31 protein-coding genes are annotated in these 24,907 nt (G+C 66.7%); 21 read left to right on the top strand and 10 right to left on the bottom strand.

Features of this window, described 5'->3' with window-relative positions; genetic code table 11:
• Positions 1 to 2: 2 nt before the first annotated feature.
• Entirely contained in the window at positions 3 to 1,175 is a 1,173-nt protein-coding gene (gene nspC / locus DR_RS07235; protein ID WP_227086030.1) for a carboxynorspermidine decarboxylase, read from the bottom strand.
• Positions 1,176 to 1,318: 143 nt separating this feature from the next.
• A complete protein-coding gene (locus DR_RS07230; RefSeq protein WP_164927966.1) occupies positions 1,319 to 2,461 on the bottom strand; it encodes a hypothetical protein in 1,143 nt (380 codons plus the stop codon).
• On the opposite strand from DR_RS07230, the gene DR_RS07225 reads away from it, so the two are divergent.
• From DR_RS07225 to DR_RS07175, 12 genes are all read left to right on the top strand, one after another.
• Positions 2,445 to 2,882, top strand: a complete 438-nt coding sequence (locus DR_RS07225; protein ID WP_010888047.1) for a hypothetical protein — start codon at positions 2,445 to 2,447, stop codon at positions 2,880 to 2,882. The genes DR_RS07230 and DR_RS07225 overlap by 17 nt on opposite strands.
• A gap of 131 nt (positions 2,883 to 3,013) precedes the next feature.
• A complete protein-coding gene (locus tag DR_RS07220; protein WP_010888046.1) occupies positions 3,014 to 4,111 on the top strand; it encodes an Ig domain-containing protein in 1,098 nt (365 codons plus the stop codon).
• Positions 4,108 to 4,581 (top strand): hypothetical protein, encoded by a 474-nt coding sequence (locus DR_RS07215; protein ID WP_010888045.1) that lies wholly within the window; start codon positions 4,108 to 4,110, stop codon positions 4,579 to 4,581. The genes DR_RS07220 and DR_RS07215 overlap by 4 nt, the downstream gene beginning before the upstream one ends.
• Positions 4,582 to 4,604: 23 nt before the next feature.
• On the top strand, positions 4,605 to 4,901 hold the full coding sequence (locus tag DR_RS16765) for a hypothetical protein (protein WP_234944630.1): 297 nt from the start codon (positions 4,605 to 4,607) through the stop codon (positions 4,899 to 4,901).
• A gap of 20 nt (positions 4,902 to 4,921) precedes the next feature.
• Positions 4,922 to 5,143 carry a hypothetical protein gene (locus DR_RS16760; RefSeq protein ID WP_010888043.1) on the top strand — a complete coding sequence of 74 codons (222 nt, stop codon included), beginning with the start codon at positions 4,922 to 4,924 and terminating at the stop codon, positions 5,141 to 5,143.
• Positions 5,144 to 5,237: 94 nt separating this feature from the next.
• A complete protein-coding gene (locus DR_RS07205) occupies positions 5,238 to 6,053 on the top strand; it encodes an alpha/beta fold hydrolase (RefSeq protein WP_034350445.1) in 816 nt (271 codons plus the stop codon).
• A gap of 93 nt (positions 6,054 to 6,146) precedes the next feature.
• Complete coding sequence (locus DR_RS07200) at positions 6,147 to 6,761, top strand: TetR/AcrR family transcriptional regulator (protein ID WP_027480040.1); 615 nt, start codon at positions 6,147 to 6,149, stop codon at positions 6,759 to 6,761.
• Positions 6,762 to 6,948: 187 nt separating this feature from the next.
• Positions 6,949 to 7,632, top strand: a complete 684-nt coding sequence (rpe, locus tag DR_RS07195) for a ribulose-phosphate 3-epimerase (protein WP_027480039.1) — start codon at positions 6,949 to 6,951, stop codon at positions 7,630 to 7,632.
• 56 nt (positions 7,633 to 7,688) lie between these two features.
• The gene (locus DR_RS07190) at positions 7,689 to 8,411 is read left to right on the top strand and encodes a 2-phosphosulfolactate phosphatase (protein WP_010888039.1); all 723 of its coding nucleotides are present in this window, start codon (positions 7,689 to 7,691) and stop codon (positions 8,409 to 8,411) included.
• 100 nt (positions 8,412 to 8,511) lie between these two features.
• Positions 8,512 to 9,291, top strand: coding sequence for an NADPH-dependent oxidoreductase (locus DR_RS07185; RefSeq protein ID WP_010888038.1), 780 nt, complete (start codon positions 8,512 to 8,514; stop codon positions 9,289 to 9,291).
• 3 nt (positions 9,292 to 9,294) lie between these two features.
• The gene (locus tag DR_RS07180; protein WP_010888037.1) at positions 9,295 to 9,735 is read left to right on the top strand and encodes a hypothetical protein; all 441 of its coding nucleotides are present in this window, start codon (positions 9,295 to 9,297) and stop codon (positions 9,733 to 9,735) included.
• Between the two features lie 210 nt (positions 9,736 to 9,945).
• A complete protein-coding gene (locus DR_RS07175) occupies positions 9,946 to 10,734 on the top strand; it encodes an N-formylglutamate amidohydrolase (protein ID WP_010888036.1) in 789 nt (262 codons plus the stop codon).
• A gap of 100 nt (positions 10,735 to 10,834) precedes the next feature.
• Here DR_RS07175 and DR_RS07170 read toward each other — a convergent pair whose 3' ends face one another.
• The gene (locus tag DR_RS07170) at positions 10,835 to 11,347 is read right to left on the bottom strand and encodes a GNAT family N-acetyltransferase (RefSeq protein ID WP_010888035.1); all 513 of its coding nucleotides are present in this window, start codon (positions 11,345 to 11,347) and stop codon (positions 10,835 to 10,837) included.
• A complete protein-coding gene (crtE, locus tag DR_RS07165) occupies positions 11,344 to 12,333 on the bottom strand; it encodes a geranylgeranyl diphosphate synthase CrtE (RefSeq protein WP_010888034.1) in 990 nt (329 codons plus the stop codon). Before crtE ends, DR_RS07170 begins: the two co-directional genes overlap by 4 nt.
• A 64-nt stretch (positions 12,334 to 12,397) precedes the next feature.
• On the opposite strand from crtE, the gene purM reads away from it, so the two are divergent.
• Together purM and DR_RS07155 are read left to right on the top strand one after the other, a co-directional pair.
• Positions 12,398 to 13,462, top strand: coding sequence for a phosphoribosylformylglycinamidine cyclo-ligase (gene purM, locus DR_RS07160; RefSeq protein ID WP_010888033.1), 1,065 nt, complete (start codon positions 12,398 to 12,400; stop codon positions 13,460 to 13,462).
• Positions 13,459 to 14,172 carry a histidine phosphatase family protein gene (locus DR_RS07155; RefSeq protein ID WP_010888032.1) on the top strand — a complete coding sequence of 238 codons (714 nt, stop codon included), beginning with the start codon at positions 13,459 to 13,461 and terminating at the stop codon, positions 14,170 to 14,172. The genes purM and DR_RS07155 overlap by 4 nt, the downstream gene beginning before the upstream one ends.
• A 56-nt stretch (positions 14,173 to 14,228) precedes the next feature.
• On the opposite strand, the gene DR_RS07150 is transcribed toward DR_RS07155, so the two are convergent.
• The gene (locus tag DR_RS07150) at positions 14,229 to 15,164 is read right to left on the bottom strand and encodes a hypothetical protein (protein ID WP_027480038.1); all 936 of its coding nucleotides are present in this window, start codon (positions 15,162 to 15,164) and stop codon (positions 14,229 to 14,231) included.
• 212 nt (positions 15,165 to 15,376) lie between these two features.
• On the opposite strand from DR_RS07150, the gene DR_RS07145 reads away from it, so the two are divergent.
• Together DR_RS07145 and DR_RS07140 are read left to right on the top strand one after the other, a co-directional pair.
• Complete coding sequence (locus DR_RS07145) at positions 15,377 to 15,598, top strand: RNA-binding S4 domain-containing protein (protein WP_027480037.1); 222 nt, start codon at positions 15,377 to 15,379, stop codon at positions 15,596 to 15,598.
• Complete coding sequence (locus DR_RS07140; protein WP_010888029.1) at positions 15,595 to 16,143, top strand: DUF1684 domain-containing protein; 549 nt, start codon at positions 15,595 to 15,597, stop codon at positions 16,141 to 16,143. The genes DR_RS07145 and DR_RS07140 overlap by 4 nt, the downstream gene beginning before the upstream one ends.
• 10 nt (positions 16,144 to 16,153) lie before the next feature.
• On the opposite strand, the gene DR_RS07135 is transcribed toward DR_RS07140, so the two are convergent.
• On the bottom strand, positions 16,154 to 16,774 hold the full coding sequence (locus DR_RS07135) for a ComF family protein (RefSeq protein WP_027480036.1): 621 nt from the start codon (positions 16,772 to 16,774) through the stop codon (positions 16,154 to 16,156).
• A 182-nt stretch (positions 16,775 to 16,956) separates the two neighbouring features.
• Entirely contained in the window at positions 16,957 to 17,610 is a 654-nt protein-coding gene (locus DR_RS07130; RefSeq protein WP_010888027.1) for a hypothetical protein, read from the bottom strand.
• A 174-nt stretch (positions 17,611 to 17,784) separates the two neighbouring features.
• Here DR_RS07130 and DR_RS07125 point away from each other — a divergent pair, with 174 nt between their 5' ends.
• Positions 17,785 to 18,900 carry an N-acetylmuramoyl-L-alanine amidase family protein gene (locus tag DR_RS07125; RefSeq protein WP_010888026.1) on the top strand — a complete coding sequence of 372 codons (1,116 nt, stop codon included), beginning with the start codon at positions 17,785 to 17,787 and terminating at the stop codon, positions 18,898 to 18,900.
• Between the two features lie 63 nt (positions 18,901 to 18,963).
• Here DR_RS07125 and ychF read toward each other — a convergent pair whose 3' ends face one another.
• Both ychF and DR_RS07115 read right to left on the bottom strand, forming a co-directional pair.
• On the bottom strand, positions 18,964 to 20,061 hold the full coding sequence (ychF, locus tag DR_RS07120) for a redox-regulated ATPase YchF (RefSeq protein ID WP_010888025.1): 1,098 nt from the start codon (positions 20,059 to 20,061) through the stop codon (positions 18,964 to 18,966).
• Positions 20,062 to 20,419: 358 nt separating this feature from the next.
• Positions 20,420 to 20,911 (bottom strand): DUF4142 domain-containing protein, encoded by a 492-nt coding sequence (locus DR_RS07115; RefSeq protein WP_010888024.1) that lies wholly within the window; start codon positions 20,909 to 20,911, stop codon positions 20,420 to 20,422.
• Between the two features lie 179 nt (positions 20,912 to 21,090).
• On the opposite strand from DR_RS07115, the gene DR_RS07110 reads away from it, so the two are divergent.
• From DR_RS07110 to tnpB, 4 genes are all read left to right on the top strand, one after another.
• Complete coding sequence (locus DR_RS07110; protein ID WP_027480035.1) at positions 21,091 to 21,642, top strand: TetR/AcrR family transcriptional regulator; 552 nt, start codon at positions 21,091 to 21,093, stop codon at positions 21,640 to 21,642.
• Positions 21,643 to 21,748: 106 nt separating this feature from the next.
• The gene (locus DR_RS07105) at positions 21,749 to 22,348 is read left to right on the top strand and encodes a hypothetical protein (protein ID WP_010888022.1); all 600 of its coding nucleotides are present in this window, start codon (positions 21,749 to 21,751) and stop codon (positions 22,346 to 22,348) included.
• A gap of 199 nt (positions 22,349 to 22,547) precedes the next feature.
• The gene (gene tnpA / locus DR_RS07100; protein ID WP_010887312.1) at positions 22,548 to 22,970 is read left to right on the top strand and encodes an IS200/IS605-like element ISDra2 family transposase; all 423 of its coding nucleotides are present in this window, start codon (positions 22,548 to 22,550) and stop codon (positions 22,968 to 22,970) included.
• A complete protein-coding gene (gene tnpB, locus DR_RS07095) occupies positions 22,957 to 24,183 on the top strand; it encodes an IS200/IS605 family element RNA-guided endonuclease TnpB (protein WP_010887311.1) in 1,227 nt (408 codons plus the stop codon). The genes tnpA and tnpB overlap by 14 nt, the downstream gene beginning before the upstream one ends.
• Here the strand turns inward: tnpB and DR_RS07090 are convergent.
• Positions 24,122 to 24,892, bottom strand: coding sequence for a DUF981 domain-containing protein (locus tag DR_RS07090; RefSeq protein ID WP_010888021.1), 771 nt, complete (start codon positions 24,890 to 24,892; stop codon positions 24,122 to 24,124). The two genes, tnpB and DR_RS07090, sit on opposite strands and share 62 nt — an antisense overlap.
• Positions 24,893 to 24,907: the final 15 nt, after the last annotated feature.

Below are 24,907 nucleotides of genomic sequence, written 5' to 3'. Positions count from 1 at the left end.
TATCAGCTCAATTTCGCCTTGAACTCCTCGTACCCGAACGTCTTGACGCGCTCGTAGCTGCCGTCGGCGTGGAGAATGCCGATGTCGGGGTGCTTGACGCCGTTGAAAAAGGTCGTCTTGACCATGGTGTAGTGAATCATGTCGTCGAAGACCACCCGGCTGCCGACCTTCAGCTCGTGCGGAAAGACGTACTCGCCCACCACGTCCCCGGCGAGGCAGGTGGTGCCGCCGATGATGTAGGGGTAACCGCTGCCAGTGTCCTGCGCCTCGCGGTGGTCGTCGAGCGGTGGGTCGCCTGCGCCGAGGATGCGGGGGCGGTAGGGCATTTCCAGCACGTCGGGCATGTGGGCCGAGACGGAAACGTCGAGCAGCGCGGCGTCCTTGACGTTGTGCACCACGTCGAGCACGCTGCTCACCAGCCAGCCGGTCTGCCAGCCGAAGGCGCTGCCGGGCTCCAGAATGACGTGCACGCCGTGCTTTTCACGGAAGGCCTTCACCACCCGAATCAGGCGCGGAATGTCGTAGCCTTCGCGGGTCATCAGGTGCCCGCCGCCGAAATTGACCCAGTTCATGCGCGGCAAAAACTCGCCAAAGTTGCGCTCCACGACTTCCAGCGTGCGCTCCAGCGTGTCGGAGTCCTTTTCGCACAGGGTGTGGAAATGCAGGCCATCGATGCCGTCCAGCAGGTCCTCGCGGAACTCGCGGCGGGTCACGCCGAGGCGCGAAAACGGCCCAGCGGGGTTGTAGAGGTCGGTTTCCACCTCGGCGTACTCGGGGTTGATGCGGATGCCGACGTGCAGCTCACGGCCCCCGGCGCGGGCGGCCTGCACCTGCGGCCTGAAGCGCTCCCACTGCGCGAACGAGTTGAAGACCAGGTGGTCGGCAAGTTCCAGAATCCGGGGAAAGTCCTCGTCTGAGTAGGCCGGGGCATACACATGCACCTCGCCCTGCATTTCCTCTTTCGCCAGAATCGCCTCGTTCAGGCTGCTCGCGGTGGCCCCGGTGATGCCGTATTCGCGCAGCAGCGGAAAGGTGGACCACATCGAAAAGCCCTTGAAGGCGACGATAATCTGCGCCCCCGACTGCTGCTGCACGTAATTGATGAGCGTCAGGTTGCGCCGCAGCCGCGTTTCGTCGAGCACAAAGGCAGGGCTGGGAATGCGGTCCCAGTCCACCGTCTGCGGGTCGGTCACGGCGGGAAGGTGCAGGTCGGCGGGCAGAGCGGAGGCAGTGGAAAGAGCAGAAGCAGTCACCGCGCCAGTGTAATGGGCGCGGCGAGGCGCGTGCAGGCCCGGTCAGTGGGTGGGGTGGCGCGCGCTCAGGCGCCCCGGCGCAGGGGGCGGGCGGTGGCGGCGTCCCAGTCGCCGTCGTGGGCCGCGCGCAGGGTGTGCAGGGCGCCGGGGTGGTCCTCGGCGGCGGCGCGTTCGAGCAGGTGCCGGGCGTAGTCGAGCCCCTGCTGGCGCGGCTGCCCCCCCGCTGGGCGCGGCGTGCCGTCCTCACCGATGTCGAGCGCCCCGGCCCGCAGCGCCTGCGCCAGCTCGAAGCGGGCGTCGTTTTGCCCGGCGTCGGCGGCGCGCAGCAAGTAGCGCTCGCGTTGCCAGCCTTCGAGCCGGAACTGCTCGCGGTAGGGCGTGAAATTCTGGTAGATGCGCCAGCACATGTCGGGGCTGCCGAGTTCGGCGGCGTGCATCACGTCAATGCGCTTGAGGCTGCTCTCGCGCAGCGCGGCCCGCAGGCCCAGCCCCTCTTCCTGAAGCTGCACGATGGTTTCGGCGGCCTCGCGGCTGCCCTCGTCGCGCGCCCGCAGCAACAGCGGCAGCGGGTCGGGCAGCGCCCAGTGCCGGTTGAGGATGACCAGTCGGCCCAGCACCACGGCGGCTTCGGCGTCGCCCGCGCCCCCCGCCGCGCTCCCGATGGCCCAGCGCCGCAGCAGCTCGGTCACGCGCGGGAGTAGCGGTTCCAGAAAGCGGTCACTGTTGTACAGCGCCCAGCCGAACAGCGGCGGCAGACGCAGCGCCGGGTTGAGTTCCGCCACGTCCAGAAAGCGCTCCAGCGCCCGCTGCCGCTCGGCGTCGGGGGCGAGCGCGCGGGTCAGGGCGGCGAACAGGCCCGCACTGTGCGGCTCGTACAGGTCGGCGGCCAGCCGCGCCCGCTCGACTCCGCCCACCAGGTCGCCGGCAAAATGCACCGTGTGGTGCGCGGCCCAGGCGTGGTAGTCGGCCCATAGGCGGTGGCGGTCGCCCGCGCCGAGCCGCTCCTCCTGCTCCTGCCCGCGCACGAAGGTGAACATCTGCTCGTCGCTGCCGCCCCACTCGGGCCGCAGGTGCCCCAGCATCACTTGCCGCAGGGCGAGGCTGCGCGGATTGTGTGCCAGCGGCTGCACGTACCAGTCGGGAAAACGCCCCGCTCGCACGTCGTCCAGGCTCAGTTGCCCGCCCGCGAGGTTGCGTGCCTGCCCCACCAGCAACCACGCCGTCAGCCGGATTGACGGTCAGACGCAGGGCGAGCCGGGCCACCGCTTCGGCCTCGCCGAGCAGTTGCAGCGTGCCGCGCCAGTCGAGGTCGGACAGCCGGCTCGCGGGCTGGTCCCCACGCAGCGCCGCCGCCCGCGCCAGCAACCACTGCGCCCGCGCCGTCCTTGCCGCGTAGGACACCGGAAAGCGCCGCTCCCATTCGCCGAGCGGTCCCCCGAGCGCCGGGTCGGGCCGGGCAAACGCCGCGAACGCCGCGTGCACCTCGCTGCCCGCGACGTGGCCGCGCTCGAACTCGGCCTGGAGCGTCCCGAACGTCCGTTGCAGTTCGGTGAATTGGCCTCCTTTCAGCTCGCTCAGGGGGTCGGGGGGGCCAGCGCGGTACAGGGTCATGCGCTTCCCATCTTATAAGGCCCGTGCCCTCTTGACCCTTTTCTCATGTGGTCCGGGTCGCCGCGTGGCGTGTTTTTTTGTCTTGCCGGCTCATCTTCATTGGCCCAGAGTCACACGAGCCTTCATGCGCGGCGGCTAGACTGCGGCGTATGTCACAGCCACCACTCCTTTCCGGCCCCGGCGGGCGGCTGCTCGGCGCGGCTCTGCTCATCGGCCTGCTCGCGGGCTGCGGCTCGGTCTCGACCGGCAACGCGGGCAGCGGCACCGTGGGCACCTCGACCACCAGCCGCGCCGACGTGATGACCTTTCAGCCGAGCAGCCTGCCCGTGTCCTACGTGGGTGAAACCTACAACGTGCAAGTGGGCGTCACCGGGGGCGTGGGGCCTTACGGCTACCGCCTCACGGCGGGCACGCTGCCGCCGGGCCTGAAGTTCGCGGGCGGCGCCCTCAGCGGCACGCCGACCAAAGCGGGCAGCTACTCCTTTGCCATTCAGGCCACCGACGCCAACCTCAGCACCCGCGTGCAGGAATACACCATGAACGTGGACGCCCTGCCGCCGCTCGCGCTCAAACCCACGCTGCCTCCTGGCGAGATTCGCGGCGAAACCCGTATCCCGGTGACCATTCAGGCCCCGCGCGCCGTCCGCGCCGCCCGGCTGAGCTGGGACCTCGGCAAGGATGTGCAGGTTACCCGCGTGCAGCCCGCCGACGCTGGCAGTGTGGTGTTCTGGCAACAGCGCGGCAGCGTCCTGACGGTGGACCTCGGCTTCCGCACCGTACCGCGCCCCGACGCCCGCATCGCCCTGATTACCGTCAAGCCCGCCAAGGCCGTGACCCTCAAGGCCGACGCCCTGGGCTACGAAGCCCGCGACGGCAGCGGCAAGATGCTGGTGGACAAGAAGCGCCCCGGCAGCGAACCGGTCAAGCCCGCTGAGCAGCCGGGCGACCCGAAGGTTGACCCGAAAGCCGCCGACCAGAAGGCGACTGACCAGAAGGCCACCGACCCCAAAACTGTGGACCCCAAGACCGTTACCCCCGCCGACACGGTGGAGGGCGGCCCGCTGCCTTCGCCCGCTTTGCCCACGCCGTCGCTGCCGCCCACGCTGCCTCCAGTGACCACGCCCCCAGCCAACACGCCCCCAGTTCCCACCCCAACGCCTCCAGCGAACCAGCCCGCGCCCGCACCCGCTCCCCAGCCGGCTCCAGCTCCTCAACCCACGCCGCCCAGCGGCACGGGGGGCGCGTGAGTCGGCGCTGGCTGACGCCGCTGCTCGCGGCTGGCGTCCTGAGCCTCACGCCCGCGCAGGCGACCACCGCGCCGCCGCTGACCCTCACGCAGCAGGCGCAGAGGGCCGAGGTCATCGTGCGGGCCACCCTCGGCGCCCTCAAGACCGTCAAGGAAGGCGACGTGACCTATCAGGTCTATCCGCTCGACGTGGCCGAAGTGATTGCCGGCGACCCGGCGACGTTGCCGCAGTTCGAGGGCAAACCCGCGCTGTTCGTGTTGCAGGGCACGCAGGACCTGCCCGCGCTGACGCCCAAGCAGGAAGTTATCGCCTTGCTCTATGCCCGGCGCCTCGACAGTCCGCTGGTGGGCTTTTCGCAGGGCTGGTACCCGGTGCAGGGCGGCAAGGTGACGGCGGGCGGCCCGGAGAGCCCCATCACCGACCCCGCCGCGCTGCGTGACGCCATCCGCAAGGCGCGGGGAGCTCAATGAGTCGCCGCTTGAAAGGAACTGCCATGCGAAAAACCCTGTTGCTCGCCGCCCTGCTGCCCGCACTGCTCGGAGGGGCGGACGCCGTGAGCGTCAAACTGCGTCCCCAGGGCGAAGTGCTGACCCGCGCGGTGCAGGCGGCCCTCGCCGAGCTGTCCACCAAAGACCTGCCCGTGACCCTCGACACCGCCAGCGGSRCCACCCTGACCGTGGGCGGCGTGGGCGTGAGCGCCGCGCCCTTCAACCCCGACGTGGCCGCCCGCGTGGTCACGGTGGGCAGCGAGCGCCGCATCGAGTTCAACCCCCAGGGCCCCTTCCGCTGACCGAGGCTGTCCGCGCCGAGTTGCAGCGCGAGCTGGGGCTCAAGGCCTGGACGCCYSCTGGCGCTGCCGCCCGTTTCAGTGGCGCCGACCTCAACAACGACGGGGTGGTGGACCTCGCCGACCTCGCCGTCCTGATGGAAAACTTCGGCAAGACCGGCGCCCTGCCCGGCGACCTCAACGGCGACCGCCGGGTGGACGACGCCGACCTCAAGCTGTTCAGCCGCCAGTACACGCTGCCCTGAACCTTCCAAACACCTGAACAGGCCCGGCCCCGCGCTGCTCTCAGCGTCTCGCCGGGCCTGTGGCGTTGGGCGCGGTGTGCCCTATGCTGCCGCCATGCTTCACATCACCGACGAGGTGCTCGACCTCGGGGGCCGCTCGCTGGCCGTGCGCTGGCTGCGCCATGAGCTGTCCTCCCATGAGCCGTCCGTGCAGGGTCAGGCCGACCGGCGAGCGCCGCTGGTCTTCTTGCACGATTCGCTGGGCTGCACCGCCACCTGGCGCGACTTTCCGGCGCGGCTCGCCGAGCTGACCGGGCGCGACGCCCTGCTCTACGACCGCCTGGGGCATGGGGGGTCCGGTCCCTTCGACCGCCCGCGCGAGCGCGATTATCTGCTGCACGAGGCGGGCGAAGTGCTGCCGGCGGTGCTGGACGCCTGCGGCGTAGAGGGGGCGGCCCTCTTTGGCCACAGCGACGGCGGCTCGATTGCCCTGCTCGCCGCCGCCGCGCTGCCGGAGCGGGTGACCGGGGTCATCGTGGAAGGCGCCCACATCTTCAACGAGCCGGTGACGATTGCCGGGGTCGAGCAGGCCACCAGCGCCTACGCCAGCACCGACATCGCCGCGCGGCTGGTCAAGTACCACGGCGACAAGGTGGACGCCCTCTACCACGCCTGGACCGACACCTGGACGGCGCCCTGGTTCCGTGACTGGTCGGTAGAAGCCCGGCTGCCCGGTATCCAGTGCCCGCTGCTCGTCATTCAGGGCGAGGACGACGAATTCGGCACGCTGGCGCAGGTGCGCGGCATGGTGGACGGCGCGTCGGGGCCGGCGCGGGCGCTGGTGCTGCCAAACTGCGGTCACACCCCCCACCGCGAGGCGCGGGCGGCGGTGGAGGAAGCGGCGGTGAAGTTCTTGCGAGCCGTGGACTGATCGGGCGGCGAGTACACCTGTCCAAACCAAATCCAGACTACTTTCTGTTCCCGGTTCAATTTTGTACCTGCTTGACGTAGGATGACGCCAACCATGGACTCTTCCTCACTTCGGGAGCGGCAGAAAGAACGCCGCCGCGCCCGCATCTATAACGTGGCGATCGACCTCTTCAAACAGGGGGGGTTTCAGGGCACCACCGCCACCGACATCGCGCGGGCGAGCAACGTCTCGCGCGGCACTTTTTTCAACTACTACCCCTACAAGGAAGCGGTGCTGCTCGATTACGGCAGCGAGGTCATGGAGCGGCTGCGCGACCTCGCCGAGCAGCGGCTGGCGCAGGGCGTGCCCGCCATGTCGGTGCTCTACGAAATCTGGGACACGCTGGCCGACGAAAACGCCCGCGAGCGCGACCTGTTTCCGCCGCTCGCCTACGAGGTGATGAACCCCAACCCCGAGCGTGCCCGCACCGCGTATCAGGCGCTGCCGCTGAGCAAGGTGGTCGAGCTGGTGTTGCGCCCGCTGCATCAGGAAGGGCAGATTCGCACCGACCTGAGCCTGCAACGCATCAGCAACCTGATTGCCGACACCTACCTGATGGTCGCGCTGCGCTGGTCGGCTTACGGCACCGAGCGTCCACTCAAAGACGAGATGCGCCTCGCGCTTGGGCTGCTGCTCGAAGGTGCCCTGCGGCGCGACGGCCCCCGCTGAAAACTGGCGGCGAGCGGGGCGGCTGCTAGAGCAGTTCTCCGAATTACGCGTGCGTCGGAAAAGCACCGCCACCCGCTCCATTCTCTGCTTCGCAGCTTTGCAAGTCCGTCCTGCTCTGTGTTTTGTTCTCGCTCTGCTCGCCCAAAAGCTGTGCCATCTTTTTGTCAAATGCTCTAGACTTGACCCCGTGAGTCACAGTTCTGCTTCCCCGGCGCCGGCCCGTGCGGTCAAGCTCGCCCCCAGCATTCTCTCGTGCGATTTCTCGCGGCTGGGAGAGGAGTTGCAGGCCATCGCCGGCGCCGATTGGGCGCATGTGGACGTGATGGACGGGGCCTTCGTGCCCAACATCTCCTTCGGGCTGCCGATTCTGGCGGCGGCGCGGCGGGCCTCGAACCTGCCGATGGACGTGCACCTGATGATCGAGCGGCCCGAGCGCTACCTGCGCGACTTTGCCGAGGCGGGCGCCGACAGCATCACTGTGCATGTGGAAGCCACCCAGCACATTCACCGCGCCGTGCAGCAGATCAAGGAACTCGGCAAAAAGGCGGGCGTGACGCTGAACCCCGGCACCCCGCTGGAAGCCGTGCGCCCACTGCTCGCCGACGTGGACCTCGTGCTGGTGATGAGCGTGAACCCCGGTTTCGGCGGTCAGAAGTTCATCCCCGCGAGCACCGAGCGTGTCCGCACTCTGCGCGGCTGGCTCGACGAGGTGAACCCGCAGGCCGAGTTGCAGGTGGACGGCGGCGTGACGCCCGCCAATGCTCGACTACTCGCCGAGGCCGGGGCCACTTGCCTCGTCGCGGGCAGCGCAGTGTACGGCGCGGACGGCGGCGCGGCGGGCGTGCAGCGGCTGCGTGACGCTCTGGCCTGAGCGCCGAGCGTTCGTTCCCCTCTTCGCCCTTTTTCTGTCCTGCTGCGAGGCCCGCCATGAGACTGCGTGTAGACCTGCTTCCCGACAGCCATTACCCCGACGTGGCCCTGGTCATTGACGTGCTGCGGGCGACCACCACCGCCGTGACCCTGCTGGAGCAGGGCGCCGCCGAACTGCTGCTGACCCGCACGACCGAGGCGGCCCTCGCCGTGCGCGAAACGGTGCCCGACGTGCTGCTCGCGGGTGAACGCGGCGGGCTGACCATTCCCGGCTTCGACCTCGGCAACAGTCCGGTGGAAGTGAGTGGTGGGGCAGTGGCCGGGCGCCGCGTGGTCATGACGACCACCAACGGGACCATTGCCGCTCACCGCGCCGCGCAAACGGCCCGACACGTGGTGCTTGCCGCGCTGGTCAACGCCCACGCGGTGGCCCGGCACGCCCTGGCGGTGGCGAGCGAGGAAATCGCCATCGTGTGTGCGGGAACCGACGGACGGGTGGGGCTCGACGACGTGTACGCTGCCGGAGTCATCGCCGAGTATCTGCTCGCGCTGGGCGACTTTCAGGTAGACGACGGCGCCCGCATTGCCCTCACCATGCGCCGGGGCGGGGGCGATCCGGGCGAGGCTTTGCGGAGCAGCGGACACGGCGCCACCCTGGCCAGACTCGGCCTGAGCTCCGACGTCGACTATGCCGCGCAGCTCAGCACCAGCCGCCTGATTCCCACCCTGGTGCCGGGCGACGACGTGCCCGCGGGGGCCCTGCGCTTCCTGGCGGGCTGAATCTGGTCCCCAGCGAGGTGACAGCTTTGGTGCCACCCTGACCCACCAAAAAACGCCCTGGGCCAACATTCCCGCCGGTTCCCGACCTATCCTGGCGCCCATGCACGGCACCCAAACGCCCGACCAAGTTCGCGCCTTCTACGACGCCCACCGCACGGTCCGCCTCTACCAGACCCAGCCCGACGGCTCGCCCATCCGCATGACAGCAGACGAGCTCGACGCGGTGCTGCACGCCGCTCAGCGGGCGCCCACCGACGCCACTGCACAGCTCTACTCTTATATTCACCTCACCACTCCTGAGCTGCGGGCGCAGGTGGCCGAGCTGACCGGCAACCCCCACATCAACATCGCGTCCGAGGCGTTTATCGCCTGCTCCGACACCCGCCGGGTGGGCAAGATTCTGGAGGCGGCGGGCTATGAGTCGGGCAGTTGGCCTGCCATCGCCGTGCACTTCGGCATCGGGGACATCGTGATGTCCGGTCAGAACCTGCTGACCGCCGCCGAAATGCTCGGCTATCAGGGCTGCTGGATCGGCGGCGTGGTGAACAACATGGACGCCCTGATCACGCTGCTCGGCCTCCCCGAAGGTGTGCTGCCCTTCGCCGCCATCACTGTGGGCCGCCCCGCCGAGGACGCCCCGCTGCGCCCGCGCCTGCCGCGAGAACTCGTCGTCCACACCGGCACCTACCGCGACGGCACCCCCGAGGAACTGCGCGCCGCCACCGAACTCATGAACCCCATCGCCGAGCGCCCCGGCAAGCCCGGCGACTGGGCGCGGCTGCTCAAGATGTACTTCGGCCAGGGCGGCGGCATGGAAGTCCGCGAACCCGGACTGGTGGCCGCCCTCAAGCGTCAGGGCCTGCACAACGGCGAGCAGTGAAGAGTGAAAGCGCTCTGGGCCGGGTCTGGATTAGGGCTCGCTCTGCTCTCGCTGAGCGCCTGCGCCCCGCAGCTCCAGCCGCAGTCAGTTGAGGTGTGGGAGGGCACGGGCCGGGTGCTGCTGCGCGAGCAGAGCTACCGCCTGACCTTCAGCGCCGACCCCCAGAGCCACCAGCTCGCCGGGACGCTGGAAAACCGCAGCAGCGGCGACCGCTTTCAGGCAAGCGGCACGCTGCTCCCCGTCGCGGAGGGCGCCGAACTCACCGCCCAGATCACGGCGAGCAGCGGCGCCCGGCTCAGCGCGAGCGTGCTGGGCTTCGGCGTGAGCGGCGTGGCCCTCAAGTCCGATGCGCTGCTCACCGGGCGGGTGGCTGGCGAGGTCTTCAAGGGTTCGCTACGGGTCAACGGCGTGGCCTACCCGCTGGAACTGCGCCGGGTGCGGTAAGCACCTGCAACCCCCGAAGCTCAGGCCGCCGCGCCTGGGCTTTTTGTGCGCTGGAATACGCATTCCGTTTGTTTCGTGGGTAACCTGGCACGGCACCGGGTTCCCCACTCCACGACCGAAACGCGTTCCCTTCCTTCTCCCTCCGGTCGGATTTCATCCTGTTTTCAACAGGACTCAGTCGGAATCCGTTTAATGCTCTAGCCTCGGGCCATGCCTGACCGCGACGACCTGCTCATCCTCGCTCCTCACCCTTCCGGGCAACTCCCCGCCGACGTGCTGCTCGCCATGCTGGGCGACGACGCCTTTGACACCGAGAAGCGCGAGGCTTTTTTGCGCCGCGTCTTTTTCGAGGGCGACCCTTACACCGACCTGATCTACGCGGTGCCGGGCGCCCGTTTTCTGCAAGCGCCGTGGAGCCGCTTCGCCGTGGACCTCAACCGGGGGCGCGATGACAGCGAGGACAACGGCGTGCTCAAGCAGATGACCTTCGACCGCCAGCCGCTCTACCCGGCGGGCTTTGCCCTGACGCCCCCGGCCCGCGAAGCCCGGCTGCGGCGCCTCTGGGACAGCTTTGACGCTCAGGTGACCCGCGAGCTGGAGGGCGCCCGCTTGATGATCGTCGGGCACTCGATGGCCGAGTTCGGCCCGGCGCTCGGGCCTGACCGGGGAGAGCCGCGCCCCGCGCTTACGCTGATGCTGGGCACCGAGCAACACCCCACCGTGCCCCACCAGCACTGGGACGCGCTGCAAGCCGCCTGCGCCGAGGCGTTCGCGCCTGCGCTGACTGGCAGATACACCCGCGTGGCGGTGGGCGACCCCTGGACCACCGACACCCTCAGCGCCGCGCATCAGGCCCGCACGGGCATTCCCGCCTTCGGCCTGGAAATCAACGTGGCGCTCTACTCCGCCGAGTGGACGGAGCGGCGGGGGGGCGCCCTCAAGGAGTTGCACGACTGCTTCGCGCAGTTCGCGGACCGGGCGCTGGACATCGTGGGCTAGAGCATTTGACAAATGAATGGCCTTGAGCTGTTTGACCCTCTACCCAGGGGAGAGGGCCTGCCAAAGGCAGGGGTGAGGGGTCCTTATTACGTCAAATGCTCTAAAGCTGAGCCTCCTCCGGCGACAGATAAACGTGGACCTGTGGCGTCGTGCCGTCCGGCTCCAACCAGTCCCCGTCTACTGTCGCTACTCGCTGCCAGCCCTGGCGCTCGTACAGGCGCACAGCGGCGAGGTTCCGCTGATGCACGTCGAGCACTGCCCGCCAGCCCTGCGCCCGCGCTGCTGACCAGGCTGCTTGAAACAGTGCCTCGGCCAGCCCCCGCCCCCGTGCCGCTGGCCGCACGAACAGCCGGGACACGACGGCCAGTTCGGCGGCAGGTCGGCCCACCGTCCGCAGCCATTCGGGGAGTGGCTCAGCAGGGCGGCGCAAAACCACTTGCCCAGCCACCTCCCCGCCGCTGAGGGCCACCCAGGCACCCACGTCCGGCGGAGTCAGAAAGGGAAGGGGGTCGTCCGGCCAGGCGGACGGATAGGCGTCGGCAGCGTGGACTTCGCGCAGGGCGACCAGAGCCGGGAGGTCACTGTCCTGGCGCGGGCGGAGGACGCCGCTCACTTCTCCCGCGTCGCCAGTTCGCGTACGCTGGCGAGCAGTGCGGCGGCGGCCTGCGCGTCCGGGGCGTCTGCCAACGCTTTTTCCAGCAGGTCCAGCCCCTCGGCAGCCTGCGCCTGCGCGTAGTCCTGCGCGGCTTCCACGCTGCCGCTTTCCAGCAGCCAGCGGTGAATCTCGTCAATGACGGCGGGGTCCTTGTCGGCGCGGTGCCGGCGCATCTGGTCGAGAAAAATCGCCTTCCGGTCGTCGGGTGCGGTGGTCAGCCAGTCCAGCACGATCAGGGTGCGCTTGCCTTCGAGCAAGTCGCCGCCGATTTCCTTGCCATATTTCACCGGGTCGCCCGCGAGGTTGAGCACGTCGTCCCGAATCTGGAAGGCGGTGCCGAGTGCCAGTCCCGCCGGGGTAAAAGCGTCCTGCGGCGCCATGCCTGCCGCCAATGCCCCCAGCCGCAGCGGCACGATCACCGTGTAGTGCGCGGTTTTCAGGCCCACCATTTGCAGGTAGTCGGCGGGCCGCAGCCCCCACTCGCGGCCCTCCACCCAGGCGAGGTCGAGGTGCTGCCCCTCGGCGGTGCGGTAAACCATCTGCAAGAATTCCTCGAAAGCGCCGGGCACGTTCGCTTTGCCCACCGCCGCCCACATATAGGCGTGCAGCGCGTCGCCCACGTTGAGCGCCACCGGCATCCCGCACAGGTGGTGCAGCGCGGGCCGGCCCCGGCGCTCCTCGGAGTCGTCCTCGATGTCGTCGTGGACCAGCACCCAGTTCTGAAACAGTTCCAGCGCGGCGGCGAGCCACAGGGCGCTCTCCCACCCGGTGTCCGACTCGCTCAGGCCGTGGGCGCGGGCGCTGGCGAGCAGCAGCTCCGAGCGGATGCCCTTGCCGCCGCGCTGCGGGTAGTCGCGCAGCAGCGCGTAGAAGCGGGCGAGTTCGGGCGTGGCGCTGGTTTCGGGCAGCAGCGAGAGCACGCGGGCGAGCAGTTCGGGACGCATAGGGGGAGTGTAGTGGGCGCGGGGACCTGCCGGGGGCCACTTCTCCGCTACACTTCGCTGCGAGATGATGGACAAAGATTTGGGCGCTTCCCCCGCTTCTGCCTACGAACGGGCCGGGGTCAGTATCGACGCCGGGCACCGCGCCGTGGACCTGATGAAAGGAGCGGTGGCCCGCACCCACACCGCCAACGTGCTCGGTGGCCTCGGCGGTTTCGGTGGGCTGTTCCGTGCCGCTTTCGGCGACATGGCGGACCCTGTGCTCGTCGCCAGCACCGACGGCGTGGGCACCAAGACCAAGGTAGCGGTCAAGGTCGGGCAGTTCGGCGGGCTCGGACACGACATCGTGAACCACTGTGTGAACGACATTCTGGTGCAGGGCGCCCGGCCCCTGTTTTTTCTCGATTACGTGGCGATGGGCAAGCTGCGCCCCGAGGCGGTGGCCGAGGTCGTGAGCGGCGCGGCGCAGGCGTGCGAGGCGCTCGGCGTGGCGCTGCTCGGCGGCGAAACCGCAGAGATGCCCGGCGTGTACGTGGACGGCGAACTCGACATCGTAGGCACGATTGTCGGCGTGGTGGACCGGCCCAACCTCATTGACGGGGGGCGCATCGAGGTCGGTGACGCCGTGATTGCCCTCCCGAGCAGCGGCCTGCACACCAACGGCTTCTCGCTCGCCCGCATGGCGCTCGACGCCCTCGACTGGAACGAGGCCCGCAGCGATCTGGGCGGGCAGACCCTCGCCGCCGTGCTGCCGGTTCCGCACCGCTCCTACCTTCCCGCCTACGACGCGCTGGAAAAGGCCGGTGTGGACGTGCGCGGCATGGCCCACATCACCGGGGGCGGGCTGGTGGACAACCCCCCGCGCGTGTTTCCGCAGGGCATCGGGATGCAGGTGGACACCGCGAGCTGGGCGGTGCCGCCCCTCTTCGAACTCATCGTGCGCGAGGCGGGCGTGGAGCGGCAGGAAGCCTTCCGGGCGCTGAACATGGGCGTGGGCTTCTTGTTCATTGTGCCCGCTGCGCAGCGGGAGCAGGCCATGCAGACCCTGCGGGCGGCGGGTGAGCAGCCCTGGGTCATCGGGGAAATGGTCGCCGGGCAGGGCGTCACCTTCAGCGGGGGCGGCGCCTCTTGATCAAGCGCCTTGCTCCCACCGGTTTTTCGGCCCCCGACCGCGCGACCGCCACCGAGTTCTGGGTCGTGCGCCACGGCGAGAGCACCTGGAACGCCGGGGGGCGCTACCAGGGCCAGACGGACGTGCCGCTGTCCGCCGTCGGCCTGTTGCAGGCAGCCTGCCTCGCCGAGCGCCTGACCGGGCAGGTCTTCGACGCGGTGTACTCCAGCGACCTGACCCGCGCCCGCCAGACCGCCGGGGCGGTGGCCGAGCGCCTTGCCGGGGCGCCGCCGGTGCAACTGAGCCCCGAACTGCGCGAAATCGACGTGGGCGAGCTGACCGGGCTGGTCGTCACTGAGATCCGCGAGCGCTATCCCGACTACCTCGCGGCGCTGCAGGCCGACCCCTGGACGACCCAGCGCCCGGGCGGCGAGAGCATGGCCGACCTTTTCGGGCGCTGCGGCGAGGCCTTTCACGCGCTGCGGGCCGCGCATCCCGGGGGGCGGGTGCTGGTCTTTACCCACGGCGGCGTGGTACGGGTGGCAGTGGGACTCGCGCTCGGTGGCGTTCCCGGCCACGCCTGGTCGCGCCTGAGTGTCACCAACACGTCGATTACCCGCGTGCTGCTCGGCGAACACAGCGGCACCCTGCTCGGCTTCAACGACGAGGCGCACCTCGAAGCCCTGCTCGAAGCGACCGAGGCGGACGACGTGCTGGGGCAAGCGCCGTAGAGATGGGCGGAGAAAGGGGGAGGGACCAACTCGACTGCTCCCCCTCTCCCTTTGCGTCAAAGCTCGTTGATTTCCGGTTTGAACCCCACCTGCCGTATGTAGTCCAGATACTCCTGCTCGCTCAGCGCCTCGCGCTTGCCGCTCAGGGCGACGAAAAAGGCCTCCAGCACGTTGGTGGCGAAGTTGCGTTTGCCCATGCGCGGGGTGGTCGTGATCAGGCGGGCGACGCCGTGTTCCTGCATCCAGGTGCGGTCAGCCTCGGTGATGGTCTGGGTCAGCACGGTCTTGCCGCGCAGGTCGCGCGGGGCGTAGCGCTTGACGTAGTGGGTGTCGCCCGCCAGCACGTCGGCCCAGCTGTAGTAGCGCGTGCCCTTGCCTTCCACGCTCTGCTCCTGCTTCTCGCCGGTCGGGTAAAACCAGTCCTGCGGCAGCGTGGTGATGACGGGCAGCGCCAGCCGCGCGACCCGGCGCAACGTGCCGATGTTGCGGATAGGCCGGTCCACGTTCAGGCCGAAAATCAGGTCGCCGTACACCACGTCGGCGCCGTGTTCGGCGAGGGCCTCGGCCATGCCGAAACGGTCCACCGCACTCACCATCAGCACGCGCTGGGTGCGCCAGTTCAGCAGCGGGTCGAGCTGCGCCACCGCCTCGCGTTCCAGGGTATTTTTCAGCCCCGAGCCGTCGAGCACCGGCGTGAGTTTGGCGTTCGCCACCAGCTTGCGGACGTTGCCGAAGGTGTAGCGCCGTCTCCCCGCGATCACGTACAGGTCGGCGCCGCCGAGCCCGAAGGCGTCCACCCGTCCGTCGAGCTCACGAAACAGCCGCGCGGCGAGCGCACTGTCGCCGTCTGTGCCGAGGCGTTCGAGGATGAAAGGCTGGCCCAGCACGTTGATTTCCTCGCGGGCGTTGCGCTTGGAGTTCCCCAGGCTCACGCTCACGACATGTTTAAAACCTGCGGGGGCCGGTTGCCAGCCGCTCAGGGGGTCGGTCATGGCGGGCATTCTAGGCGCAAAAAGTGAGGAAGCCTGCACTCAGACGAATTCCGATTAAGTCCTGTTGTTTTGGGTTCCATCCGAACAGAGTGAATAAGAAAAGAGACGGGTTGCGTGGTATGGAAGCCCAGGCGGCGCTTTTCCGACTGTGCTGGAATGGAGCGCAGCCCGTATCACGCCCCCCACAGCGGCCCATCTGCCATCATGCCGCCATGACAGGATCTTTTCCCCAGGGTGAGGCCGCGCAGCAGACCATCGACTTGCAGGACTTTTTGAAACTTCAGGGCGTCGTCGAAACCGGCGGCGAAGCTAAATTCCGCGTGCAGGGCGGCGAAGTGCGCGTCAACGGCGAAATCGAGACCCGCCGCCGCAAGAAACTGCGCCGGGGCGACGTGGTGGAGTACGCCGGGCACCGCCTGAAGGTGGACTGGTGACCGACGCGGCCTACGCCGACGCCCTGGCCGATTTTCGCCGCCGCAAGGACGAGCATTTCGCTGCCGGACGCGGGCCCATCGCGCTGGATGCTCTGGCTGATTTCCAGGGGCTGAGCTACTATCCTCCCGACCCGGCCTGGCGCTTCGTGCTGCCGCTGGAGGACACTCAGGGTGACGCTGCTGCCGCCGAGTTTCTGCTCGATACCAATACGGGCACCCCGCGTTCTATGGCCCGGCTGGGCGAGGTCGCAGTCCCGCTGCCAGGGGGCGAGCAACGCTTGACCGTGTTTGCACCGCTCGGCGAAGACCAGCCGGCGCGGGCTTTCATCCCCTTCCGAGACGCGACCAGTGGGCAGGCGACTTACGGTGCGGGCCGCTACATTGATGCGCCACTGCGCCGCGATGATGGCGAAACCTGGGTCGAACTCGATTTCAACCTCGCCTACCACCCCTACTGCGCTTACGGCGACGGCTGGACCTGCCCGCTGCCGCCTGCTGGCAATGTGCTGCCGGTGGCGGTGGAAGCAGGCGAAAAGCTGCCCTGAACAGGCAGACTTAGCGCGCTACCGCCGCGTATTTCAGGTCGGTCACGCCCGCCGCGTGCAGGGCGTCCCGGCAGGCCAGGAGCGTGCTGCCGGTCGTCAGCACATCGTCCAGAATGAGGAGGGTGCCTGGCGGCACGGCGCCGCGCACCGCGAAAGCCCCCGCCAGATTGCTGCTGCGCTCGCTGGCGTGCAACTTGGCCTGCTGAGCGGTGGCGCGGGTGCGGGTGAGGAGCGGCAGGCAAGGCACCCCCAGCTCAGCGGCCATCGCCTGCGCCAGCAACTCGGCCTGGTTGTACCCGCGCTCACGCTGGCGCGAAGGATGCAGCGGCACCGGCACCACAGCGGCTATTTGCCAGCTCGCCGGAACCCCCGCTGCGAGCGCCCGCCCCAGCGGCCCGGCCACGTCCCGCGCCCCGCCGTATTTCAGCGCCCGTACCGCCCGGCGGGGGACGCCCTGGTACCGCCCCAGCGTGACCAGATGCGGCGTGGCCTGCGCCGAGAGGGGCGAGTGCCGCTCCACCCGGGGTCGAAGCTCCGCGCGGCAGCGGTCACACAGCCCGGCGGCGCGGCCCAGCTGGGCGCCGCAGCCGGGGCAGGCGCGGGGCAGCAGCACTCGCAGCAGGTCGATCATTGGCCCGGAGTGTAGCGGCGGGGGGATGACAACAATCACACCGCCCGCGCTGGCTCATTCGCGGGCGCGGGCGGTGTGTCATCGGGGGTTGAGATGGATTTCGTCCAATTCCCGAAAACCGTCTGGGCTGCTTCTCACTCCGTTCGGATTGAATCCCGTAACCGGGGGATTCAATTGCAGTCTTACTTCAGATAGGGGCTAAAGCGCGTCAGGTCGTTCGGCGTGGGCTTGCCTGTCGCGTTCGTCAGCGTGTTGCCGGCGAAGGTGAGCAGCAGTCGGTCGCCGGCCTGCCCACGGCTCTGGCCCAGGCGGGTGCTCAGGGCATACGGCCCGCTGATGACCGCCTGCATGGTGTTGGGGTCGAAGACGAGCGCGGCGCCGTTGAGGGTGGGCGCACTGGCCCGCACGCCGCCCTGCGCGACCACGAAGCCGCTGCTGACATACACGGTCACCTGCGCGGCCTGCACGTTTTTCATGCGGGCGTCGGAGTAGCTCACGTTGCCCGACGCGGTCACCACGCCACTTTTCAGGTCGTAGCTCACCTGATTGGCGGTGAGGGTGCCGCCGAACTTGGTCTTGACCGTCGCCCCTTGCGCCTGAAGCAACTCGTTGGGCTTGAGTTGCAAGCGGGCGGCGGTCATGGTCAGGCCGCCCTTGGGGTCGGTCACGGTGCCGCCCTGGGGCATGTCGGTGGCGCCGGTGTCCAGATTGAGATTCTGAGCGCCGCGCGGGGTCACGTTCAGGCCGCCGAAGGTCACGGCGCTCGCGGGCAGCGTGCCCAGGGCCAGCGCCGTCACGGCAAGTAGACGGGAAAAACGGGCAGAAACGAGCTTCATCCCCTCACCTTAGGGCCTCCCGGCTGAGGGGCGTGAGGGGCCGGGTCAGCTGCGCTTCAGCTTGCGCGGTGCTGCTGGGAAGCGGCCAGCCGCGCCACGTCCTCATCTGGTGGACCCATCTCCCAGAAAGCTCCTACCCGCCGGCCTGAGGAAACGTTTAGACTCGGCCCCGTTGTGAAGTGGCGCTTTTTTCTGTTCGTGGTGCTCGCCCTGTGGTCCTCGCTCGCCTGCGCGGCGCCCCGGGTGGGCAGTCATCCTGGGTACACCCGGGTGGTGTTCGACCTGCCGGGTATGCAGCCTATCCGGGTGCAGAGCAAGAAAGTGACGTTGCCCTACCTCACCCTGCGGCTCAACACCCTGCTGCGGGCCGAGCGCGGCAGCTTTCAGGTTCCGGGCGTGGTGGCCTACGCGACGGCGGGCAGCGCGGTCAACGTGACGTTCGCGCCCGGCTACGGTAACCCGCAGATTCAGATCGTGCCCCGCCAGGGCAACCTGCCGCAGCGGCTGGTGATCGACGTGTCAAAGGTTGCCGTGCCTAAACCAGCCCCCAAACCAGTGGTCAAGGCCGCCCCCAAACCCAAGCCGGCGCCCAAACCGAAACCGACTCCCCGGCCCCGTGTGGTGATCGACCCGGGACACGGTGGGATAGACCCCGGCATGGTCAGCAAGCACCTGCGCGAAAAGGACGTGACGCTGGCGGTGGGCCTGCGTGTCAGTGAGCTGCTGCGCGGCAAAGGCGTGGACGTGGTCATGACCCGCACGAGCGACCGGTCCCTGAGCGATAACAAGCGGGCCGACCTCGACGCCCGGTCCAATCTGGCGCGGGCGGGCACGGTCAGTGCCTATATCAGCATTCACGTCAATGCGGGCAGCCCAGGCTCGCGGGGCGTGGAGACCTATTACTTCGGCCAGCCGCTCAGCAGCGACAAACGCGCTCTCGCCATTCAGGAAAACGGTGCAGGCAGCATAGGCCAGGAACTCACGCGCACGGCGGCGGGCACCGCCCAGAACCTGCTCGGCGACATCCTCTCGCAGGCCAAGGTCAGCTTCTCACGCGACCTGGCGAGCAAGGTGCAGGCGAGCCTGCTTCAGCAAACCGGCGCTCCTAACCGGGGCGTGCACACCAACACCTTCTATGTCATTCGCAACCCCAATACCGCCGCCATCCTGACCGAAATCGGCTTCGGCGACAGCGACCAGGAAGGCCCGTTGCTCGCCAACAAGGCCTATCAGGAACGGGTGGCGCGGGGCATCGCAAAGGCGATTCTGGCGTTCTTGCACCTGAAATAAGCGGGCGGACGGCCAAAAAAAGAAGCGCCTCGGCAGTGACCGGGGCGCTCTTTTTGGATCCGTTTACATGTTGTGCAGCACGTTCATGATGTCGCCGTCCTGCATCACGTAGTCCTTGCCTTCGGTGCGGACCCAGCCCTTGGCCTTGGCGGGGGCCCAACCGCCAGCTTCGACCATCTTCTGCCACTCGATCACTTCGGCGCGGATAAAGCCGCGTTCGAGGTCGGAGTGGATTTCGCCCGCCGCTTCGGGGGCTTTTTCGCCCTTGCGAATCGTCCAGGCGCGGACTTCCTTTTCACCGGAGGTGATGAAGGTAATGAGCCCGAGCGTTTCGTACCCGACCTTGACGAGCTGGTCAAGACCGCTTTCCTCAACGCCGAGGTCGTGCAGGAAGGCAGCCGCCTCGTCTTCAGGCATCTCGGCGAGTTCACCTTCGATTTGCGCGCTGATCTTGACGACCTGCGCCCCCTCGGCAGCGGCGTACTCGCGGACCTTTTGGACGTACTCGTTGTCGCCGGTCAGGTCGTCTTCGCCCACGTTGGCGACGTAGATCACGGGCTTGATGGTGATGAGGCCGAAGTCCTTGGGAATCTTGCCCTCATAGCTTCCGGCGCGGGCGGGTTTGCCTTCGCCGAGCACCTGAATGATTTGCTCAGCGAGTTCGAGCTGCTCCTTGGCGTCCTTGTCGCCGCCCTTGGCCTTCTTCTGGAGGTTCTGCGCGCGCTTTTCCAGGCCCGCGAGGTCGGCCAGAATCAGCTCGGTGTTGATGGTTTCGATGTCGTCGAGAGGGTCCACCCGGCCCGCGACGTGCACCACATTGGGGTCCTCGAAGCAGCGCACGACGTGGGCGATGGCGTCCACTTCACGGATGTTGGCTAGGAACTGGTTGCCCAGCCCTTCGCCCTGCGAGGCGCCCTTGACCAGCCCGGCGATGTCCACGAACTCGACGAAGGTGGGGATGATCGGCGGCACCCGCTCGCCCTTGGTAAAGACTTGGCTCAGCGCGCTGAGGCGTTCGTCGGGCACCGTTACGCGGCCCACGTTGGGTTCGATGGTGGCGAAGGGATAGTTGGCGGCGAGCGCCCCGGCGCGGGTGATGGCGTTGAACAGCGTGCTTTTCCCGACATTGGGAAGACCGACGATTCCGATGGCAAGGCCCATGATGTTTCCTCCTCTTTCTGCGCGTCACTCGGACACGGCAACCTCAGCAGTTTAAGGGATGTTCAGGCCCGGTCGCGTCGATGGAGGGTCGGGCGACCAGCAGGGGCGGCCCAAATCCAGTGAAAGTGGTTCCCTTTGCAACAGACAGGAGCAGTGCGAAGCGGCCAACGGTGGGGAGAGGCCCTGAGGCTCCTGAAGGTTCTGGGGCAGCTTCGCCTGATGGCGGTTCTGGCTGACTTTACGCCGCTGCAAGTGGCTGGCTGCCCAGTGCCGCTGACCGGAAAACCATAAACGGCACGCCAAACAAAACCCCGTGCGTGGCAGGCACAGGGTCATGATTTTGCTCTAATTCGTTGCTTTACTGAGCGAGGTTGAACGCGTGGTTCCAGTGCATATGCACCTTGGGCTTGGCGGCCACGATGACCTGTTGCAGCCCTCTGTTGGCGTTCTGCGAGTGGCTGTAGGCGTTGAACAGGTTATAGGTTTCGCGGTGGCTGCTGATCATCTGGCGGCGGTAGAGATTGTCGAAACCGCGGCCCGACGCCTTGAGCGCTTGCAGCATGTCCCACTGCTTGTAGGTGACCGTCGTCGGTAGCTGCATGCCCGGAGCGGCGTTCATGACGGCGGTTTTGACCTGCGCGCCCAGCATGGTGTGGTCGGCGATCATCTGGCGGGCGTAGGTGCGGTTGAACTCCGAACGCGACATCTTCAGCGCGAGCTTAGCGGCTTCAATTTCGAAGTTGTTGCCGCGCACCGCCTTTGCCAGGAACGCCGTATCGGTGCCGGTCAGACCAGCGGCGGAAGCAGAAGCGGTAGCGAGCAGCAGGCCCAGAGCCAGGACTTTTTTCATGCCTCGCACCCTAGGCCGGTGCGGAGTCACATTCGTGAACTTTGGGACCTGACCATCTTAGGAAAGTACGCCGGGCCAACGAAAAGACGTCTTAGGATAATTGCAGGGTCCGTGCCCCTGCCTTCGACTCCGGCCCGCTCTTGCCGCAGCGGGCCGGGGCACGCTTATACTCTGCGCCCATGTCTCCACGCCAACGCCTCTCTTCCGACACCCGTCGGGAGCAAATCCTCGACACCGCCCTCGGCCTCTTCATCGAGCAGGGCTTTGCCCAGGTCAGTCCCCGCGAGATCGCCGCCGCCATCGGCACCTCGCGGCCCAACGTCTACACCTATTTTCCCTCCACCGAGGCCATTCTCGACACGCTGCTCGAACGCCTGACCGCGCAGTATTTCGCGGAACTCGACCGCCGCTTCGCTGAAGTCAAGCGGCCCGACGCGCGGCTGACGTTCGAGGTGCTCCTGACCCAGCGTGACCTGCTGCTGCTGTTGCAAAGTGGCGGCGGCCCACTGTTTCAGGCCACCCGGGCGCGCGTCATGGCCCGCATGGACGAACGCACACGCAACACCGAGCAGCTGATCGGGGCGCCGAAGATGGTGCTGCTCACCCGCGTCATGCTGTTCTCGGTGGCGACGGCCATCTTGCAGAACCCGGACCTCGATGCCGAGCGGTTGGGCGAACTCATTCAGCAGCTCCTCGAAGTCGGCTTCCGCACCGAGTTTGCTCAGGCTTGAACCGGGTCAACGTCAGTCAAGCTGACATTCAGCCAACGCCCTCGCTGCACCGGGCTGTCCTCAGGGAAGGGACGGCTCGGCAAGCGGGCGCCTATAGTCCCCCTCTATGCGATTTTCTTTTTCTCTGCTGCTTAGCCTGACCGGTCTCCTGGCGCTGTCCTCTGTTCAGGCGGCCCCGACCCAGGTGGCGGGCGCCCAATGCAACACTGTGCGTCTTGACGACGGCGGCACCCTCACCGTGCAGGTAAAGGGCAAAACGGTCAGCTTCAATACCCCGCTGAATTTCAAGTGCGGCACCCTCAGTGTGGTGGACGACGGCAAGACGCTCAAGGTGGCGGGCAAGACCCTGACCGAAGCCCTCAGCATCTTTCCGCAGGGCAGCGCCTTCGCGCAGGTGTGGGGCCTGTATGTCGTCGATTTCAGCAAACCCGGCGTCCTGAGCATCGTCGACAGCAGCGACAAGACCGTGCCCACCAAGGCGATGCTGGCCGACATGAAAGACTCCATCGGCGACGCCTCGGCCACCTTCAGCCAGCCGGGGCTGAGCGGTTGGGTCTTCAAGAACGCCCAGCTCCAGAGCGCCCGCTACGACGTGAAAAAGCCGGTGACGGTGACCTTCAAGGACAGCGGGGCCGCTCAGCCTTTCGGCAGCGTGGTCGTGGACGCCAAAAAAGGCACCATTCAGGCGAAGCACAACGCGCTCTGAGTTGCAGGGCGGCTTGACCGACCACTGAAAGCTCCCCGCTCCGGCTAAGTGTGCCGGGGCGGGAGCTCTTCTTTTTCGTAGTGTCTTACTTCGCGGTGGTGTTGATGCTTGAGGGGCGCACACTCGTGACTTCAGTCATGAGTTAGCCCCTCTCGCCCTGAAAAGGGCGATGAAAAGCGGAAGCCTCTAGCTTTTCCAGATGACATATGTTATTCTTCCCCTTGAGATGAAGAAAGGCCGGGGTTACGTCTATCAGCTTGAATACCACCTCATCTGGTGCGTGAAATACCGTCATCAGGTGTTGGTGGGTGAGGTTGCTGATGGACTGAAAGACATCCTGCGTGACATTGCCGCTCAGAACGGGCTGGAAGTCATCACGATGGAAGTCATGCCTGACCACGTTCACCTCCTGCTAAGCGCAACCCCACAGCAAGCCATCCCCGACTTCGTGAAGGCGCTGAAAGGCGCTTCCGCACGTCGGATGTTCGTGGCCTACCCGCAGTTGAAAGAAAAGCTGTGGGGCGGCAATCTCTGGAACCCGTCGTATTGCATCCTGACTGTTTCTGAAAACACCCGCGCTCAGATTCAGAAATACATAGAGAGCCAGCATGATAAGGAATAAGGCTTTCGTGGTCAGGCTGTACCCAAATGCGGCTCAGACTGAACTGATTAACCGCACGCTGGGTAGCGCAAGGTTCGTCTACAACCACTTCCTTGCCCGTCGCATTGCGGCCTACAAGGAAAGCGGGAAGGGACTGACCTACGGGCAAACGAGTAGCGAACTGACCCTTCTGAAGCAGGCTGAAGAAACCTCCTGGCTCTCGGAAGTAGATAAGTTTGCTTTGCAGAACTCGCTGAAAAACCTTGAGACCGCGTACAAGAACTTCTTTCGGACTGTGAAGCAGTCCGGTAAAAAGGTAGGATTCCCACGTTTCAGAAAGAAGCGCACGGGAGAGTCCTACCGGACTCAATTCACCAACAACAACATCCAAATTGGGGAAGGTAGGCTCAAACTTCCTAAGCTGGGATGGGTGAAAACCAAGGGCCAGCAGGATATTCAAGGGAAGATTCTGAATGTCACTGTGCGCCGTATTCACGAAGGCCATTACGAAGCGTCCGTTCTCTGTGAAGTCGAGATTCCCTACCTGCCTGCGGCTCCCAAGTTTGCAGCGGGTGTGGATGTCGGCATCAAGGATTTTGCCATCGTGACCGATGGCGTGAGGTTTAAGCATGAACAGAATCCGAAATATTACCGCTCCACCCTGAAAAGACTTCGTAAAGCTCAGCAAACCCTGTCCAGACGGAAGAAGGGCAGCGCACGTTACGGGAAAGCGAAAACCAAGCTGGCTCGGATTCACAAGCGCATTGTCAATAAGCGTCAGGATTTCCTTCACAAGCTCACCACCTCCCTGGTGCGTGAGTACGAAATCATCGGAACCGAACACCTTAAACCCGACAACATGCGGAAAAATCGCCGCCTTGCACTGAGCATCAGTGATGCGGGCTGGGGTGAGTTCATCCGGCAGTTGGAATACAAGGCAGCGTGGTACGGGCGACTGGTATCTAAAGTCAGCCCCTACTTTCCATCTAGCCAGTTGTGTCATGACTGCGGATTCAAGAATCCCGAAGTGAAGAATCTTGCCGTCCGTACATGGACTTGCCCGAACTGTGGGGAAACCCATGACCGAGACGAGAACGCTGCGCTGAACATTCGGCGTGAAGCGTTGGTGGCTGCGGGAATCTCAGACACCTTAAACGCTCATGGAGGCTATGTCAGACCTGCTTCGGCGGGCAATGGTCTGCGAAGTGAGAATCACGCGACTTTAGTCGTGTGAGGTTCAAGATTAGCCCGATGTGGGTGAAATAGTTGAGCGCCCCGAACAGCAGCCAAACCAGCCCGGACAGCCCCACCCTCCAGCCTGCTGCGCGCACCAGCCCCGACTGGGCCAGGCGGTGAGGGTCTTGGCGCAGGGCCAGCGGAATCAGCAGCGCCGTGAGCCCCACCAGGGCGTAGAGGCCCGAAATGGCGCTCGCTTCCAGCCAGGGCATAGTGGCAAAGCGCCCCGAAATCGGTTCCTCGGGCGGCGCGGCGAACAGCCGGAAGGCCACCCCCGCCGCCGCAATCCCGAGCAGTGACAGCCCCAGCCCGACGAGCAGAAATTGCAGCGGCCTGAGAAACGCCACCATCTCGGCGAGCAGGTCGGGGGAGGAGCGCAGGTGCTCGGCCCGCCGCCACAGGTACGCGGCGGTGCCCAGCAGCAAGACGCCGAAGGCCAGGGACGGTTCCCCGAAAATGATGTTGTCGAAGGGGAAATACTTCGCCAGCGGCCACGTGAGCGTCATATGGGCGCCGGTGAGGGTCATCAACGTCCCCAGAATGCCGAAATTCACCGCCCACGCTTCAGGCACGAACGGCTCGCCCCGCACCGTTTGCCGAGCGAGCGCGACGACCGAGAGCAGTCCCGCGCCCGCCGCGACGGCCATGACGGTGTTGTAGGTGTGCATCTGGGTCCAGTCGATGATGAGGCCGCCTGAAGTTGACATGCCGCACTATAGGAG

It is taken from the genome of Deinococcus radiodurans R1 = ATCC 13939 = DSM 20539, from assembly GCF_000008565.1.
Classification (GTDB): Bacteria; Deinococcota; Deinococci; order Deinococcales; family Deinococcaceae; genus Deinococcus; species Deinococcus radiodurans.
This window is presented reverse-complemented; position numbering and strand designations above follow the sequence as displayed.

What these genes read in the sequence shown, in the direction of transcription:
- DR_RS07220 (WP_010888046.1), top strand. Translation starts at nt 3,014, where the DNA reads ATGTCACAGCCACCACTCCTTTCCGGCCCCGGCGGGCGGCTGCTCGGC.
- DR_RS07205 (WP_034350445.1), top strand. Translation starts at nt 5,238, where the DNA reads ATGCTTCACATCACCGACGAGGTGCTCGACCTCGGGGGCCGCTCGCTG.
- DR_RS07200 (WP_027480040.1), top strand. Translation starts at nt 6,147, where the DNA reads ATGGACTCTTCCTCACTTCGGGAGCGGCAGAAAGAACGCCGCCGCGCC.
- DR_RS07190 (WP_010888039.1), top strand. Translation starts at nt 7,689, where the DNA reads ATGAGACTGCGTGTAGACCTGCTTCCCGACAGCCATTACCCCGACGTG.
- DR_RS07185 (WP_010888038.1), top strand. Translation starts at nt 8,512, where the DNA reads ATGCACGGCACCCAAACGCCCGACCAAGTTCGCGCCTTCTACGACGCC.
- DR_RS07175 (WP_010888036.1), top strand. Translation starts at nt 9,946, where the DNA reads ATGCCTGACCGCGACGACCTGCTCATCCTCGCTCCTCACCCTTCCGGG.
- crtE (WP_010888034.1), bottom strand. Translation starts at nt 12,333, where the DNA reads ATGCGTCCCGAACTGCTCGCCCGCGTGCTCTCGCTGCTGCCCGAAACC.
- purM (WP_010888033.1), top strand. Translation starts at nt 12,398, where the DNA reads ATGATGGACAAAGATTTGGGCGCTTCCCCCGCTTCTGCCTACGAACGG.
- DR_RS07150 (WP_027480038.1), bottom strand. Translation starts at nt 15,164, where the DNA reads ATGACCGACCCCCTGAGCGGCTGGCAACCGGCCCCCGCAGGTTTTAAA.
- DR_RS07145 (WP_027480037.1), top strand. Translation starts at nt 15,377, where the DNA reads ATGACAGGATCTTTTCCCCAGGGTGAGGCCGCGCAGCAGACCATCGAC.
- DR_RS07135 (WP_027480036.1), bottom strand. Translation starts at nt 16,774, where the DNA reads ATGATCGACCTGCTGCGAGTGCTGCTGCCCCGCGCCTGCCCCGGCTGC.
- DR_RS07130 (WP_010888027.1), bottom strand. Translation starts at nt 17,610, where the DNA reads ATGAAGCTCGTTTCTGCCCGTTTTTCCCGTCTACTTGCCGTGACGGCG.
- ychF (WP_010888025.1), bottom strand. Translation starts at nt 20,061, where the DNA reads ATGGGCCTTGCCATCGGAATCGTCGGTCTTCCCAATGTCGGGAAAAGC.
- DR_RS07115 (WP_010888024.1), bottom strand. Translation starts at nt 20,911, where the DNA reads ATGAAAAAAGTCCTGGCTCTGGGCCTGCTGCTCGCTACCGCTTCTGCT.
- DR_RS07110 (WP_027480035.1), top strand. Translation starts at nt 21,091, where the DNA reads ATGTCTCCACGCCAACGCCTCTCTTCCGACACCCGTCGGGAGCAAATC.
- DR_RS07105 (WP_010888022.1), top strand. Translation starts at nt 21,749, where the DNA reads ATGCGATTTTCTTTTTCTCTGCTGCTTAGCCTGACCGGTCTCCTGGCG.
- tnpA (WP_010887312.1), top strand. Translation starts at nt 22,548, where the DNA reads ATGACATATGTTATTCTTCCCCTTGAGATGAAGAAAGGCCGGGGTTAC.
- tnpB (WP_010887311.1), top strand. Translation starts at nt 22,957, where the DNA reads ATGATAAGGAATAAGGCTTTCGTGGTCAGGCTGTACCCAAATGCGGCT.
- DR_RS07090 (WP_010888021.1), bottom strand. Translation starts at nt 24,892, where the DNA reads ATGTCAACTTCAGGCGGCCTCATCATCGACTGGACCCAGATGCACACC.